The organism is Streptomyces sp. NBC_00457 (genome assembly GCF_036014015.1).
In the GTDB taxonomy this organism is placed as follows: Bacteria; Actinomycetota; Actinomycetes; order Streptomycetales; family Streptomycetaceae; genus Streptomyces.
Map to the genome: position 1 here is coordinate 7128176 of NZ_CP107905.1, position 14244 is coordinate 7142419.

The 14244-nt window shown below is 70.8% G+C and carries 11 protein-coding genes; all 11 read left to right on the forward strand.

The genetic code is table 11. The annotated features are described in order from the left end of the window. The first annotated feature begins 26 nt into the window (after window positions 1-26). The 11 genes from OG828_RS32525 to obgE all read left to right on the forward strand — a co-directional run bounded on the left by OG828_RS32525 (window position 27) and on the right by obgE (window position 14166). Window positions 27-1028: a hypothetical protein gene (locus OG828_RS32525; RefSeq protein WP_328503157.1), complete on the forward strand. Its 1002-nt coding sequence runs from the start codon at window positions 27-29 to the stop codon at window positions 1026-1028. A gap of 48 nt (window positions 1029-1076) precedes the next feature. Beyond that, window positions 1077-1844 (forward strand): TIGR03936 family radical SAM-associated protein, encoded by a 768-nt coding sequence (locus OG828_RS32530; RefSeq protein ID WP_328364521.1) that lies wholly within the window; start codon window positions 1077-1079, stop codon window positions 1842-1844. A 262-nt stretch (window positions 1845-2106) separates the two neighbouring features. After that, the gene (locus OG828_RS32535; protein WP_328503158.1) at window positions 2107-6099 is read left to right on the forward strand and encodes an Rne/Rng family ribonuclease; all 3993 of its coding nucleotides are present in this window, start codon (window positions 2107-2109) and stop codon (window positions 6097-6099) included. Between the two features lie 203 nt (window positions 6100-6302). Beyond that, window positions 6303-7370 carry a glucose-1-phosphate thymidylyltransferase gene (locus OG828_RS32540; RefSeq protein WP_328503159.1) on the forward strand — a complete coding sequence of 356 codons (1068 nt, stop codon included), beginning with the start codon at window positions 6303-6305 and terminating at the stop codon, window positions 7368-7370. Next, entirely contained in the window at window positions 7367-8353 is a 987-nt protein-coding gene (gene rfbB / locus OG828_RS32545; protein ID WP_328503160.1) for a dTDP-glucose 4,6-dehydratase, read from the forward strand. The genes OG828_RS32540 and rfbB overlap by 4 nt, the downstream gene beginning before the upstream one ends. Further along, window positions 8350-9252 carry a dTDP-4-dehydrorhamnose reductase gene (gene rfbD / locus OG828_RS32550; RefSeq protein ID WP_328503161.1) on the forward strand — a complete coding sequence of 301 codons (903 nt, stop codon included), beginning with the start codon at window positions 8350-8352 and terminating at the stop codon, window positions 9250-9252. Before rfbB ends, rfbD begins: the two co-directional genes overlap by 4 nt. Then, window positions 9249-11249: a glycosyltransferase family 2 protein gene (locus OG828_RS32555; protein ID WP_328503162.1), complete on the forward strand. Its 2001-nt coding sequence runs from the start codon at window positions 9249-9251 to the stop codon at window positions 11247-11249. The genes rfbD and OG828_RS32555 overlap by 4 nt, the downstream gene beginning before the upstream one ends. A gap of 10 nt (window positions 11250-11259) precedes the next feature. Next, on the forward strand, window positions 11260-11865 hold the full coding sequence (rfbC, locus tag OG828_RS32560) for a dTDP-4-dehydrorhamnose 3,5-epimerase (RefSeq protein ID WP_328503163.1): 606 nt from the start codon (window positions 11260-11262) through the stop codon (window positions 11863-11865). A gap of 170 nt (window positions 11866-12035) precedes the next feature. Then, window positions 12036-12356 carry a 50S ribosomal protein L21 gene (rplU, locus tag OG828_RS32565; protein ID WP_030601628.1) on the forward strand — a complete coding sequence of 107 codons (321 nt, stop codon included), beginning with the start codon at window positions 12036-12038 and terminating at the stop codon, window positions 12354-12356. Between the two features lie 14 nt (window positions 12357-12370). Beyond that, a complete protein-coding gene (rpmA, locus tag OG828_RS32570; RefSeq protein WP_328364533.1) occupies window positions 12371-12625 on the forward strand; it encodes a 50S ribosomal protein L27 in 255 nt (84 codons plus the stop codon). Window positions 12626-12729: 104 nt separating this feature from the next. Then, entirely contained in the window at window positions 12730-14166 is a 1437-nt protein-coding gene (gene obgE, locus OG828_RS32575) for a GTPase ObgE (RefSeq protein ID WP_328364535.1), read from the forward strand. The last annotated feature ends 78 nt before the right edge of the window (window positions 14167-14244 follow it).

Sequence of the window (14244 nt, forward strand, 5' to 3'; positions counted from 1 at the left end):
CGGGGCGTTGCAGCGTCTACGCAGGTATGGATCTCGAGAAGTCACCCCCGCCGCAGCAGCAGAACCCCGAGGGGTGCCTTGTCGTCGCGATTCGGATACCCGTACGGATCGTGGTGCTTGTGCTGGTCGTGCCGGTACGAATGGTGTGGGACGGGCTGGTCGTCGCCGGGCGGTTCCTGAACGACACGGTGTTCCGGCCGCTCGGGCGGGCGTTGCTGTGGGTGGGGCGGGCGGTCTTCGTGTGGCCGTTCGTGGGGTTGTGGCGGTATGTCGTCGTGCCCCTCGGCAAGGGGCTCGCATGGCTCGGGAACGTGTTCGTCGTCGTGCCGTGTGTGTGGCTGTATCGGTATGTGCTGACTCCGGTCGGGCACGCGATCGCCTGGGTGGCCCGGGGGATCGGAGCCGGTCTCGAGTGGATCTACGTACGGCTGCTGACGCCTCTCGGACACGGGATCATGTGGGTCCTCACGCCCATCGGACAGGCCATCGCGTGGTGCGTGAACGGGCTCGTGTGGGTCGTGCGCATCACCGTCACCGGGATCGGCACGGCCCTGTACTGGACCGCGCGGATTCTGATCGTGCTGCCCGCCCTCGGATTGTGGCGGTACATCCTCGTGCCCGTCGGTCAAGTGCTCGCCGTCATCGGGCGGGAGATCGGGGAGGCGCTCGGGCATGCGTGGCGGGTCGCGGGGCGGATCTCGCGGGCCGTGGGGCGGTTCCTCGGAACGCTTCTGCGGTGGATCTTCGTCGAGCCGGTGCGGTGGGTGTACCGGAGTGTGCTGACGCCGGTGGGGCATGCGGTGCGGGACGTCGTGCTGCGGCCCGCCGCCGAGGCCGCGCGCGCTGTGGGGCGGGTCGCCCGGCAGGCGCTGGAATCCGCGCGGGAGTCCGTGCGGCGGGCCAGGGCCGACGTCCGGCAGATGCTGTTCGGCCGGCCGCCGGAGCCGGAGGAGGTCGTACGGCGGGAACCTGCGGGCGCCGAGACACGTACTCTTGGTAGCAGTACGACCGCTCTCACGAAGGACTGAACGACACTGGGCAAGCGACAGCCCGAAGGCCCGCCGCCCGCACCCGCGGTGCAGCGCATCCGACTGCGCTACACCAAGCGCGGCCGCCTCCGGTTCACCAGCCACCGTGACTTCCAGCGCGCCTTCGAGCGTGCGCTGCGCCGTGCCGAGGTGCCGATGGCGTACTCGGCGGGGTTCACGCCGCATCCGAAGGTGTCGTACGCCAATGCCGCACCCACCGGCACGGGCAGTGAGGCGGAGTACCTGGAGATCGCGCTCACCGAGGCGCGCGACCCGGAGAAGCTGAAGGTTCTGCTCGACGAGTCGATGCCCGCCGGGCTCGACATCATCGAGGCGGTCGAGTCCCGCACCTCGGGGCTCGCCGACCGGCTCACGGCATCCGAATGGGAGCTGCGGCTCGACGGAGTGGACCCGGCCGACGCCGAGCGCGCGGTCCGGGCCTTCACCGCCGCCGAGTCCGTAGAGGTCCAGCGGAGAACCAAGAACGGCCTACGGACCTTCGACGCCCGCCCGGCGGTCGTCAGCCTTGAAACGCACAGTTCGGCAGCTGATAGGCCGACCGACCAGCCCTGTGCGATACTGCGGCTGGTTGTTCGGCACGTGACGCCTGCCGTACGACCCGACGACGTCCTGTCCGGTCTCCGCGCCGTGGCCGACCTGGCGCCGCCGGTCCCCGCAGGGGTGACCAGGCTGGCGCAGGGGCTGTTCGATGAAGAGACCGGCACGGTGACCGACCCGCTCGCGCCCGACCGCGAGGCAGACACGGCCCCCCCATCGGCCGAACCATCGTCTGCCGCCGCGAAGGCGCCGGCGTAAGGAAGGTTCCGCGTAGGACGGACGTCGTAGCGCCGCCCTGGTACTCGGGAGCCACCTGGGTCGGGCAGCGCACCGACCACAAGACTTTCGCCAGGCCGTACGCAAATCGGCGTACGGAACCGGCGAGACAGGACACAGAGAGCTCCCGAGCGGCGCCCGCGCCCCGGACGGCGGCACCGCGCATCGCGCGAGCCGCGGACGTCACCGGCATCCACGCCGGACCAGGTGCGGCGCCCGGGAGCCTGACGGGAGAAACCCCCGCATGCTCGAGCCGACCGAACCGAACGAGTCCGTCACGGACTCCGAACCGAACACTCCCAGCGACACCCTGCCGCCGCGTCGTCGGCGCCGTGCCGCTTCCCGCCCGGCGGGATCGCCCGCCGGCACCACAGAGGCCGCGGCGGAGACCGTCGCGCCGGCCATACCGGCCGTGGCCGAGTCCGCCGACCTTGCCGAAGAGGCAGTCGGGGCCGCTGCGACCGCTGCGCCTGAGGCGAGCGTCGTGAGTGACGTGACCGAGAACATCGAAGAGGCCGCGGCGGTTGCGGCGGCCGAAGAGACTGAAGAGGCCGGAGACGCCGTGATGGCTGAAGAGGCCGCTGAGGTCGCAAAGGCTGAAGAGGCCGAAGAGGCTGAGAAGTCTGCTGAGGCCGCGGAGACGGCCGCGCCCGCCGGTCGTACGCGTCGCCGTGCTGTCCGCCGTGCGTCGGCGCCTGCCGGGGCTCCGGCGGCGGCCGAGGCCGCCGAGACCGTCGTACCGGCCGCCGAGGCGGTCGTGCCCGCGGCTGAGACCGTCGAGCCTGCTGCCGACGTGGCCGCCGAGCCGGTCGCGGCTGGGGACGCCGCCGAGGACGCCGCTCCGCCCCGTGCGCGTCGGCGTGCCACTCGGCGGGTGTCCGCGCCTGCCGCCGCTCCTGCGGCCGTGGAGTCCACCGAGACCGCGGAGGTGCCCGCCGCTGAGGCGGAGCCGGTCGCCGAAGTCGCCGAGGAGGCCGCCCCGCGTCGTGCGCGTCGCCGGGCCACCCGGCGGGTGACCGCCGCCGAGTCCGCCGTAGAGGCTGCTCCCGCTGAGGCGGAGCAGGTTGCCGAGGAGGCCGCGGAAGAGCCGCGTGCTGCGGAGCAGCCCGTCGCCGAGGCTGCCGAAGGGGCTGCCCCCAAGCGTTCGCGTCGCCGTTCCGTGCGTTCGGCTGCCGTCGGGTTCGCCGAGCCCGCGAAGCCTGCGGCGGCGGAGGGCGCCGAGGGCGAGGAAGGGAAGACGCGTCGGCCGAGGCGGCCGGTCGCGCCGGTGTTCCAGGCGCCCGTTTTCACCGAGCCGAAGTTCCAGACGCCCCAGCGGGCTGCCGCCGAGGCGGCCGCGGAGGCCGAGGTCGTGGAGCCCGAGGAGTTCCCGGAGGAGGAGCCGGCCGGGACGCGGCGTCGGCGCCGGCGCCGGGGGGCTGCCTTCGCTGAGGAGGCCGAGCCGCAGGCCGCCGCCGAGACCGCCGTGGAGGACGCGGCGGACGAGGCCGAGGAGCAGGCCGAGGACACCGTCGACAGTGACGAGGCCGAGGAGACCGGCTCGCGTCGTCGCCGCCGTCGTGGCGGCCGTCGCCGTCGCCGTGGTGAGTCCGCGGAGTCGGGTGGCGAGGACGAGTCGGAGGAGACCGAGGAGGTCGCCGCCGAGCAGGCCGTGCAGGACGCCGAGGACACCGCCGAGCAGGTCGAGGAAGACGAGGAAGAGGCCGAGGGCCGCGAGGAGCAGGGCGGTGGGTCCGGCGGCTCCAGCAGCAGCCGTCGCCGGCGCCGTCGTCGCCGTCGCTCCGGTGACGGCGGGGATGCCGGTGAGCTGTCCGAGGACGACCCCGAGCGTACCGTCGTCAAGGTCCGCGAGCCCCGCCCGAAGGCTGAGCCGTCCGACGAGGTGCAGTCCATCAAGGGCTCCACGCGTCTGGAGGCCAAGAAGCAGCGCCGCCGCGAAGGCCGTGAGCAGGGGCGCCGCCGCGTCCCGATCATCACCGAGGCCGAGTTCCTGGCCCGCCGCGAGGCCGTCGAGCGCGTCATGGTCGTCCGGCAGAGCGGTGAGCGTACGCAGATCGGCGTCCTGGAGGACGGCGTGCTCGTCGAGCACTACGTCAACAAGGAGCAGGCGACCTCGTACGTCGGCAATGTGTATCTCGGCAAGGTGCAGAACGTCCTGCCCTCGATGGAGGCAGCCTTCATCGACATCGGCAAGGGCCGCAATGCCGTGCTCTATGCCGGTGAGGTCAACTTCGAGGCGCTCGGCATGGCCAACGGGCCGCGGCGCATCGAGTCCGCGCTGAAGTCGGGCCAGTCCGTCCTCGTGCAGGTCACCAAGGACCCGATCGGACACAAGGGCGCCCGGCTCACCAGCCAGGTCTCCCTCCCGGGCCGCTACCTCGTGTACGTCCCCGAGGGCTCGATGACCGGCATCAGCCGCAAGCTGCCCGACACCGAGCGGGCGCGGCTGAAGACCATCCTCAAGAAGATCGTCCCCGAGGACGCGGGCGTCATCGTGCGCACCGCCGCCGAGGGCGCGAGCGAGGACGAGCTGCGCCGGGACGTCGAGCGGCTGCAGGCGCAGTGGGAGGACATCCAGAAGAAGGCCAAGAGCGGCAACGCGCCGACGCTGCTGTACGGCGAGCCGGACATGACCGTCCGCGTCGTCCGCGACATCTTCAACGAGGACTTCACCAAGGTCATCGTCAGCGGTGACGAGGCCTGGGACACCGTCCACGGATACGTCGCCCATGTCGCGCCCGATCTCGCGGACCGGCTGCAGAGGTGGACCTCCGAGGTCGACGTCTTCGCCACGTACCGGATCGACGAGCAGCTGATGAAGGCCCTCGACCGCAAGGTCTGGCTGCCCAGCGGCGGTTCGCTGGTGATCGACAAGACCGAAGCGATGATCGTGATCGACGTCAACACCGGCAAGTTCACCGGTCAGGGCGGCAACCTCGAAGAGACCGTGACCAGGAACAACCTGGAGGCGGCCGAGGAGATCGTGCGCCAGCTGCGGCTGCGGGACCTCGGCGGCATCGTCGTCATCGACTTCATCGACATGGTGCTGGAGAGCAACAGGGACCTGGTGCTGCGGCGCTTGCTGGAGTGCCTGGGCCGGGACCGTACGAAGCACCAGGTGGCGGAAGTGACCTCGCTGGGCCTGGTCCAGATGACCCGTAAGCGGGTCGGACAGGGGCTGCTGGAGTCCTTCTCGGAGACCTGCGTCCACTGCAACGGGCGCGGTGTCATCGTGCACATGGAGCAGCCGACCTCCACCGGAGGCGGCGGCAAGCGCCGTAAGCGCGGACGTGGCGGTGACGGGCAGGTCCACGAGCACGAGGCCGCGGCCGTCGTCGAGGGCGCCGAGGTCTTCGAGACCGTGGAGCAGGAGGCGGAGAGCGAGGCCGAGGTGGCCGCCGAGGTCGCCGAGCCGGTCGCGCTGACCGCTCCTGACTATGCGCCGGACGAGGAGCTGTACAGCAGCGTCGCCGAGGCGGAGGCCGCGGTCGGGCGAGGCCGTTCGCGGCGCCGGGCCGGCCGTCGGGCTTCGGCTCCGGCGGGTGCGCCCAAGCGTGAGGCGGACAGGGCCGACCGCGCGGAGCGGGCCGCCGAGGTCGAGCGGGAGGTCGAGCGTCCGGTGCAGCCGGAGTCGGCCGCCGAGGCGCAGGCCGAGCCGGTCGCGGTCGAGGACCCGGTCGTTCCGGCCGCCGAGGAGGCCGCGCCCAAGGGCCGTACGCGTCGCCGCGCGACCCGCAAGGTCTCCGCACCGGCCGGTTCCCCCGCGGGCGCCGAGGCTGCCGTGGTGACGGTCGCCGAGTCCGCGCCCACGGCGGTCGCCGAACAACCGCGGGCCGAGGCACCGGTCGAGGCTCCGGCCGCCGAGGAGAGCCCCGCTCCGGCCCGTACGCGGCGCCGCGCGGTACGGAAGGCCACCGCGCCGACCACATCCGAGGACGCGGCCGTCGTGGTCGTGCCGTCGGCCGCGGAGGCTCCTTCCGAGGCCCCTGCTGAACCAGAGGGCGCCGAGGAGGCCGCTCCGGCCAAGAAGACGGCCCGTAAGACCGCGAAGAAGGCCACGGCGAAGAAGACCGCCGCCAAGAAGACGGCGGCCCCCAAGACCGCCGCCAAGAAGGCGACGGCCAAGAAGGCGGCGAAGTCCACCGCCACCAAGAAGGCCGCGAAGTCGACGTCGAAGAAGACCGCGGCGGCGGAGCAGGCGCAGCCGTCCGTCACGGCCTCCGCCGACGAGAGCTGACGCCTCTTCGGACGAAGTACCTGATCCGCCCCCGGTCCGACCGGGGGCGGATCAGTTTTTTCCATTGCTTGCACAACCACTCCGGGGTTCGAGCCGTCATACAAGTGTCGAATGGGTGAACGACCGGAGAATCGACGTTTGCGCCGCTCGGTTACGATGTGATCCGAGAATTGCGACAAATCAACTTAGTTGGGGCTCAATACGTGAAGGCACTCGTGCTCTCCGGGGGAGCGGGCACGCGCCTCCGCCCGATCACCCACACTTCGGCCAAGCAGCTCGTGCCGGTCGCCAACAAACCCGTGCTCTTCTACGGCCTGGAAGCGATCGCGGACGCCGGGATCAGCGAGGTCGGCATCGTCGTCGGTGACACCGCGGACGAGATCCGCGAGGCGGTGGGAGACGGCTCCCGGCTCGGGATCAAGGTCACCTACATCCCGCAGGAGGCACCGCTGGGGCTTGCCCACGCCGTGCTGATCGCCCGGGAGTTCCTCGGTGACGACGACTTCGTGATGTACCTCGGCGACAACTTCATCGTCGGTGGCATCACCGGTCTGGTGGAGGAGTTCCGGGCCGAGCGGCCCGACGCGCAGATCTTGCTGACCAAGGTTCCCAACCCCACCTCGTTCGGTGTCGCCGAACTCGACGGCGAGGGCCGGGTGGTGGGCCTGGAGGAGAAACCGAAGCAGCCCAAGAGCGATCTGGCGCTCGTCGGTGTCTATCTGTTCACCCCGGCCATCCACGAGGCCGTCCGCTCCATCGAGCCGTCCTGGCGTGGCGAGCTGGAGATCACGCACGCCATCCAGTGGCTGATCGACGAGAAGCGTGACGTCCGCTCCACCACGATCTCCGGCTACTGGAAGGACACCGGCAACGTCACGGACATGCTGGAGGTCAACCGGTCCGTCCTGGAGACCGTGGCGCCGCTGAACGAGGGTGTGGTGGACGCGGACAGCGAGATCATCGGCCGGGTACGCATCGAGGCCGGCGCCCGCGTCGAAGGCAGCCGGATCGTCGGCCCCGCGATCATCGGTGCCGGCTCGGTGGTCGAAGACGCGTACATCGGCCCCTTCACCTCGGTCTCCGAGGACTGCCGGATCAAGGACAGCGAAATCGAGTACTCCATCGTGCTGCGCGGCTCGTCCGTGATCGGCGTGCGCCGGGTGGAGGCCTCGCTCATCGGGCGCGACGTCGAGGTCACGCCCGCTCCCCGTAACCCCTCGGCCCACCGACTCGTGCTCGGTGATCACAGCAAGGTGCAGATCTCCTCATGACAACCCGCATTCTGGTGACCGGCGGTGCCGGGTTCATCGGTTCGCACTACGTCCGTACCGTGCTCGGCCCCGAGGGCCCCGGTGATGTCGCGATCACCGTCCTGGACAAGCTGACGTACGCGGGCAACCCGGCCAACCTCGACGAGGTGCGCGAGCACCCCGGGTTCGCCTTCGTGCAGGGCGACATCTGCGACCCCGAGCTGGTCGGCAAGCTGATGGCCGAGCACGACCAGGTGGTGCACTTCGCCGCCGAGTCGCACGTCGACCGCTCCATCGACGGCGGCGCCGAGTTCGTCCGGACGAATGTGGTCGGCACGCACACGCTCATCGACGCGGCCCACCGGGCCGGGATCAAGACCTTCGTGCACATCTCCACCGACGAGGTCTACGGCTCGATCGACGAGGGCTCCTGGCCCGAGACCCACCCGCTGGAGCCCAACTCGCCCTACTCCTCGGCGAAGGCGTCCAGCGACCTGATCGCGCTGTCGTACCACCGCACCCACGGCCTGGACGTCCGCGTCACCCGCTGCTCCAACAACTACGGGCACCACCACTTCCCCGAGAAGGTCATCCCGCTCTTCGTCACGAACCTCCTCGACGGCAAGAAGGTCCCGCTGTACGGCGACGGCGGCAACGTCCGCGACTGGCTGCAGATCGACGACCACGTCCAGGGCATCGAGCTGGTCCGCACCAAGGGCCGCGCGGGCGAGGTCTACAACATCGGTGGCGGCACCGAGCTGTCCAACAAGGAGCTCACCGAGCTGCTGCTGAAGGCGTGCGGCGCCGACTGGGAGACCAGCGTCGAGTACGTCGAGGACCGCAAGGGCCACGACCGCCGCTACTCCGTCGACTGCACGAAGATCCGCGAGGAACTCGGCTACCAGCCGCGCAAGAGCTTCGAGCAGGGACTCGCGGAGACCGTCCAGTGGTACCGCGACAACCGTGCCTGGTGGGAGCCGCTGAAGGAGCGGGCCGCGCTGTGACCGACGATCGCCCCTGGCTGGTCACGGGTGCGGGCGGGATGCTGGCCCAGGACGTCCTGGGCCGGCTGGCCGAGGCGGGCGAGCAGGTCGTCGCCCTGGACCGCGCGGCGCTGGACCTCACCGACCGGGCCGCCGTACAGCAGGCGCTGGAGCTGCACCGCCCCGCCGTGGTCGTCAACTGCGCGGCCTGGACCGCCGTGGACGACGCCGAGACCCGCGAGGCCGAAGCGCTCGCGATCAACGGCGACGGCCCGGCCCACCTCGCCGCCGCCTGCGCAAGCACCGGCACCGTCCTGCTCCACGTCTCCACCGACTACGTCTTCGCGGGGGACGCCGAGGAGCCGTACGCCGAGGACGCGCCCACCGCCCCGCGCAGCGCCTACGGCCGCACCAAGCTCGCCGGTGAGCAGGCCGTCCTGAAGACCCTCCCGGAGCACGGCTATGTGGTCCGCACCGCCTGGCTGTACGGCACGGGCGGCCCCAACTTCGTCCGCACCATGATCCGCCTGGCGGGCGAGCGCGAAACCCTGGACGTGGTGAACGACCAGCGCGGCCAGCCCACATGGAGCGCCGACCTGGCCGGCCTGCTGCTCGCCCTCGGGTGCGGCGCCCTGGCCGGCACCGCCCCCGCCGGCGTCTACCACGGCACCAGCTCCGGCGAGACCACCTGGTACGGCTTCACCCGGGAGATCTTCCGGCTGCTCGGCACCGACCCGGACCGGGTCCGTCCCACCACCAGCGAGGCATTCGTACGCCCGGCGCCCCGCCCGGCGTACAGCGTCCTCGGCCACGACCGCTTCCGCGCGGCCGGCATCGAGCCGCCGCGAGACTGGCGTGCGGCGCTCGCCGAGGCATTCCCGGAGATCCACCGGGCCCAGACGAAGGAGAATCCGGCGTGACGGTCAAGGTCAGCGTCGTCATCGCGGTCTACAACCCCGGCAAGTACGTGGAGGACTGCATCACGGGCCTGCTGCGGCAGAGCCTCACCCCGGACGAGTTCGAGGTCTTCTTCGTCGACGACGGGTCCACCGACGAGACCCCGGCCCGCCTGGACCGGCTGGCGGCCGAGCACTCCCACTTCCACGTCATCCACCAGGACGCCTCCGGCTGGTCCGGCCGCCCCCGCAACACCGGCATCGACGCCGCCCGGGGCGAGTACGTGATGTTCGTCGACCACGACGACTGGCTCGGCGACGAAGCCCTGGAGCGGATGTACGAGTACGGCAAGGCGAACGACGCCGACGTGGTCATCGGCAAGATGGCGGGCATCGGCCGCCCGGTCCCGCAGGAGCTGTTCCGGATCAACCGGCCGCGCGCCACGGTGGCGAACGCGCCGCTGATGGACAGCCTCACCCCGCACAAGATGTTCCGCCGGGAGTTCCTCGCGGAACACGACATGCGCTTCAAGGAGGGCCGCCGCCGACTCGAGGACCACGTCTTCGTCGTCGAGGCGTACCTGCGGGCGAAGAGCGTCGCCGTCCTCGGCGACTACCTGTGCTACTACCACATCACCCGCGACGACGGCTCCAACGCGGGCTTCCAGCGCTTCGACCCGGTCGGCTACTTCAACAACCTCCGCGAGGCCCTCGACGTGGTCGAGGAGCTCACCGAGCCAGGCCCGCTGCGCGACCGGATGTTCAGCCGCTGGCTGCGCAACGAGATGGTCGAGCGGCTGCGCGGCAACCGGCTCCTGAAGCTCCCTGAGGACTACGCCGAGGAGCTCTACCGCGAGATCCGCGGCGTGGTCGTCGAACGCTTCGGACCGGGCGTCTTCGCCCACATCGCTCCGACGCAGCGGGTGGTGGCCGGGCTGATCGCCGCCGACCTCTACCAGGACATCCGGGAACTGGCCCGCTGGGAGGCCGGTATCAGGCCCACCGGCACCCTGGACTCCCTGGCCTGGGAGAACGGCACCCTGAACATCGGCTTCAGTGCCGAGTACGAGGTCGACGGCACGCCGATGACCTTCCGTCGGGACGGCGAGCGCGACCTGCTCGGCCTGCCGCTCTCCGACAAGGCGATCGAGGCCCTGACCGGACAGGGCATCACCCTGGACGCCCCGGTGGACGCCAGTGACGTCGACCTGGTGGTCCGGCACCGCGAGGAGGCCACCCAGTTCTACCTCCCGCTGGACAGCGAGCGGCACCGCGCGGACGCCGGGGACGGCTCCTTCCGCCAGCGGATCACCGCGCGTGCCGTGCTCGACCCGGAGACCGCGGCCGGCGGTACGCCCCTGACCCGGGGCATCTGGGACCTGCATCTGCGCATCAAGACCTGCGGCTGGAGCAAGGAGACCCGGCTCGGCGCCGTACGCGGCGAGGACGTGGAGGCCGGGCGGCTTGCCGCGCTCACCGGTGAGCCGCGGCGGCTGGTCCTCCCGTACTGGACCGACGGACCCGGCAACCTCTCCCTCGACGTCGACCAGCACACCGACAAGCTGGAGCGCGAGGCCGTGGCGCTGATGGACCCGGCTGTGGCCGTGGTCGACGGCTCCACCGTGCGGCTCCGGCTGCCGCTGCACCTCGCGGCGGATGCGGGAGACCCGGTGCGGCTCCGCTTCGAGCGCAAGAACGTGGGCAAGTACCCCGCCGACGCCGTGCTGGACGGCCGAACGGTGAGCGCCCCGCTGCCGCTGGAGAAGCTCACCGGGATGCGCTGGGCGGTGCGGATCGGTGTGCCGTCCGCCGCCCGGGGGCAGGCGAAATGGACCCGGCTTCCGGTCGACGTGGTGGTGGACGCCGATGGCAACGCCCAGGTGATCGACCGGCACACCCCGCCGGCCAAGCCCGCGCCGAAGCCCGCGCCGAAGAAGAAGCCCGCACCGCCGCGTCCGCTGTGGCGCCGGGCTGCGGGGCGGCTCAGGCGTGCCCTGTCGAACCAGCAGAAGAAGAGCTGAGGACCCCGTAATGCGACCTCTTTCGATCGACGGCGCGTGGGTGCACGAGCCGAAGGTCTTCCCCGACGGCCGGGGCAGCTTCCACGAGTGGTTCAAGGCACCCCTCTTCACCGAGGCAGCCGGCCACCCGCTCACGCTGGCCCAGGCCAACATGTCCGTCTCCGCCCGGGGCACCCTGCGCGGCATCCACTTCGCCGATGTGCCGCCCGGCCAGGCCAAGTACGTCAAGTGCGTGCGCGGCACGGTCCTCGACGTGATCGTGGACATCCGGACCGGCTCGCCCACCTTCGGCCAGTGGGAGATAGTCCGCCTCGACGACCGGGACCACCACGCCGTCTACCTCTCCGAGGGCCTCGGCCACGGCTTCATGGCACTCACCGACGACGCCACCGTGGTCTACCTCTGCTCCGAGGGCTACGCCCCCGAACGCGAGCACGGCATTCACCCGCTCGACCCGGCCCTCGGCATCGACTGGCCGGCCGATCTCGCGCCGCTGCTCTCCGCCAAGGACGAGCAGGCGCCCACCCTGGCCGAGGCCCGGGAACAGGGCCTGCTGCCCTCCTACGAGCAGTGCGTGGCCCACCGGGCGAGCCTCGGGCGCCGGGGCCCGGTTTGACCCGTTCGGCCTCGGCCCCGTAGCCTTGACCGTCGGCGTGTCCACAGGTGACAAGCCACATCCCCGTAAACCTCTTCCTCTCGGGCCAGTACCGGCCGGGAGAGGCTGCTCGCTCTGCCGGGCGGCTGGACTGCGGGGGTGCCGTTCCCGAGCGAGAGAGTGAGATCCGCGTGTACGCCATCGTGCGCAGCGGTGGTCGCCAGCACAAGGTTGCTGTCGGCGACATCGTTGAGGTTGACAAGATTTCCACTGCCAAGGTTGGCGACACGGTCGAGCTCTCGACCCTGCTCGTTGTCGACGGCGAGGCCGTCACCAGCGACCCGTGGGTGCTGGCCGGCATCAAGGTCCAGGCCGAGGTCGTGGACCACCACAAGGGCGTCAAGATCGACATCCTTCGCTACAAGAACAAGACCGGCTACCGCCGTCGTCAGGGCCACCGCCAGCAGTACACGGCGATCAAGGTCACTGAGATCCCCGCGGCTGCGAAGTAAGGGACTGAGGAGAGATGGCACACAAGAAGGGCGCATCGTCCACCCGTAACGGTCGTGACTCCAACGCTCAGCGCCTCGGCGTGAAGCGCTTCGGCGGTCAGGTCGTCAACGCGGGCGAGATCCTGGTCCGCCAGCGCGGTACCCACTTCCACCCCGGTGCGGGCGTCGGCCGTGGCGGCGACGACACGCTGTTCGCGCTGCAGGCCGGTGCTGTGGAGTTCGGCACCGCCCGTGGCCGCAAGGTCGTGAACATCGTTCCGGTCGCCTGATCGGAAGCTTTCGCGAGGCGGACCTCACTTCCCTCACGGGAAGCGGGTCCGCCTTTCGCGTGTTGATCAGAAGACATTCGCGTACGTAACTGGAGGCACCCCCCATGACCACCTTCGTGGACCGCGTCGAACTGCATGTCGCCGCGGGTAACGGAGGCCACGGCTGTGCCTCCGTCCACCGTGAGAAGTTCAAGCCGCTCGGCGGGCCCGACGGCGGTAACGGCGGGCGCGGTGGCGACGTCATCCTCACCGTCGACCAGTCCGTCACCACGCTGCTCGACTACCACCACTCCCCGCACCGCAAGGCCACCAACGGCAAGCCCGGCGAAGGCGGCAACCGCTCCGGCAAGGACGGGCAGGACCTGGTCCTTCCCGTGCCGGACGGCACCGTCGTCCTCGACAAGGCGGGCAATGTGCTCGCCGACCTGGTCGGGCACGGCACGTCGTACATCGCCGCGCAGGGCGGCCGGGGCGGGCTCGGCAACGCCGCTCTCGCCTCCGCCCGCCGCAAGGCGCCCGGCTTCGCGCTGCTCGGTGAGCCGGGGGATCTGCAGGACATCGTCCTGGAGCTGAAGACGGTCGCCGACGTGGCGCTGGTCGGGTACCCGAGCGCCGGCAAGTCGTCCCTCATCTCCGTGCTGAGCGCCGCCAAGCCGAAGATCGCGGACTACCCGTTCACGACCCTCGTCCCGAACCTGGGTGTCGTGACCGCCGGGTCCACCGTCTACACGATCGCCGACGTGCCGGGACTCATTCCCGGTGCCAGCCAGGGCAAGGGGCTCGGCCTGGAGTTCCTGCGCCACGTGGAGCGGTGCAGCGTGCTCGTGCACGTCCTCGACACCGCCACCCTGGAGTCCGAGCGCGATCCGGTGTCCGACCTCGATGTCATCGAGGCCGAGCTGCGGGAGTACGGCGGGCTGGACAACCGGCCCCGGATGGTCGTCCTGAACAAGGTCGACGTACCGGACGGCAAGGACCTCGCCGAGATGGTGCGGCCGGATCTGGAGGCCCGTGGTTACCGGGTCTTCGAGGTGTCCGCGGTGGCACACATCGGGCTGAAGGAACTGTCGTTCGCGCTCGCGGAGTTGGTGGGGCAGGCACGGGCCGCCAAGCCGAAGGAGGAGGCGACGCGGATCGTCATCCGGCCCAAGGCCGTGGACGACGCGGGCTTCACCGTCACACGTGAGGAAGACGGGCTGTTCCGGGTCCGGGGCGAGAAGCCCGAACGCTGGGTGCGCCAGACCGACTTCAACAACGACGAGGCAGTGGGCTACCTCGCCGACCGGCTCAACCGCCTCGGTGTGGAAGACCAGTTGATGAAGGCGGGCGCCCGGACCGGAGACGGCGTCGCCATCGGACCCGAGGAGAACGCGGTCGTCTTCGACTGGGAGCCGACGGTGATGGCCGGTGCGGAGATGCTGGGCCGACGGGGCGAGGACCATCGCCTGGAGGAGCCGAGGCCCGCGGCGCAGCGGCGCCGGGACCGGCAGGCGGAGCGGGACGAGTCGGAGCAGGAGTTCGACGACTTCAATCCGTTCTAGGCGCAGCCGAAGGGGCCCTGTGAGCGCCGCCGGGCGGTGAACTGGGTTAACGGCGGGGAAAGTTGGGGCTGCCGTGAG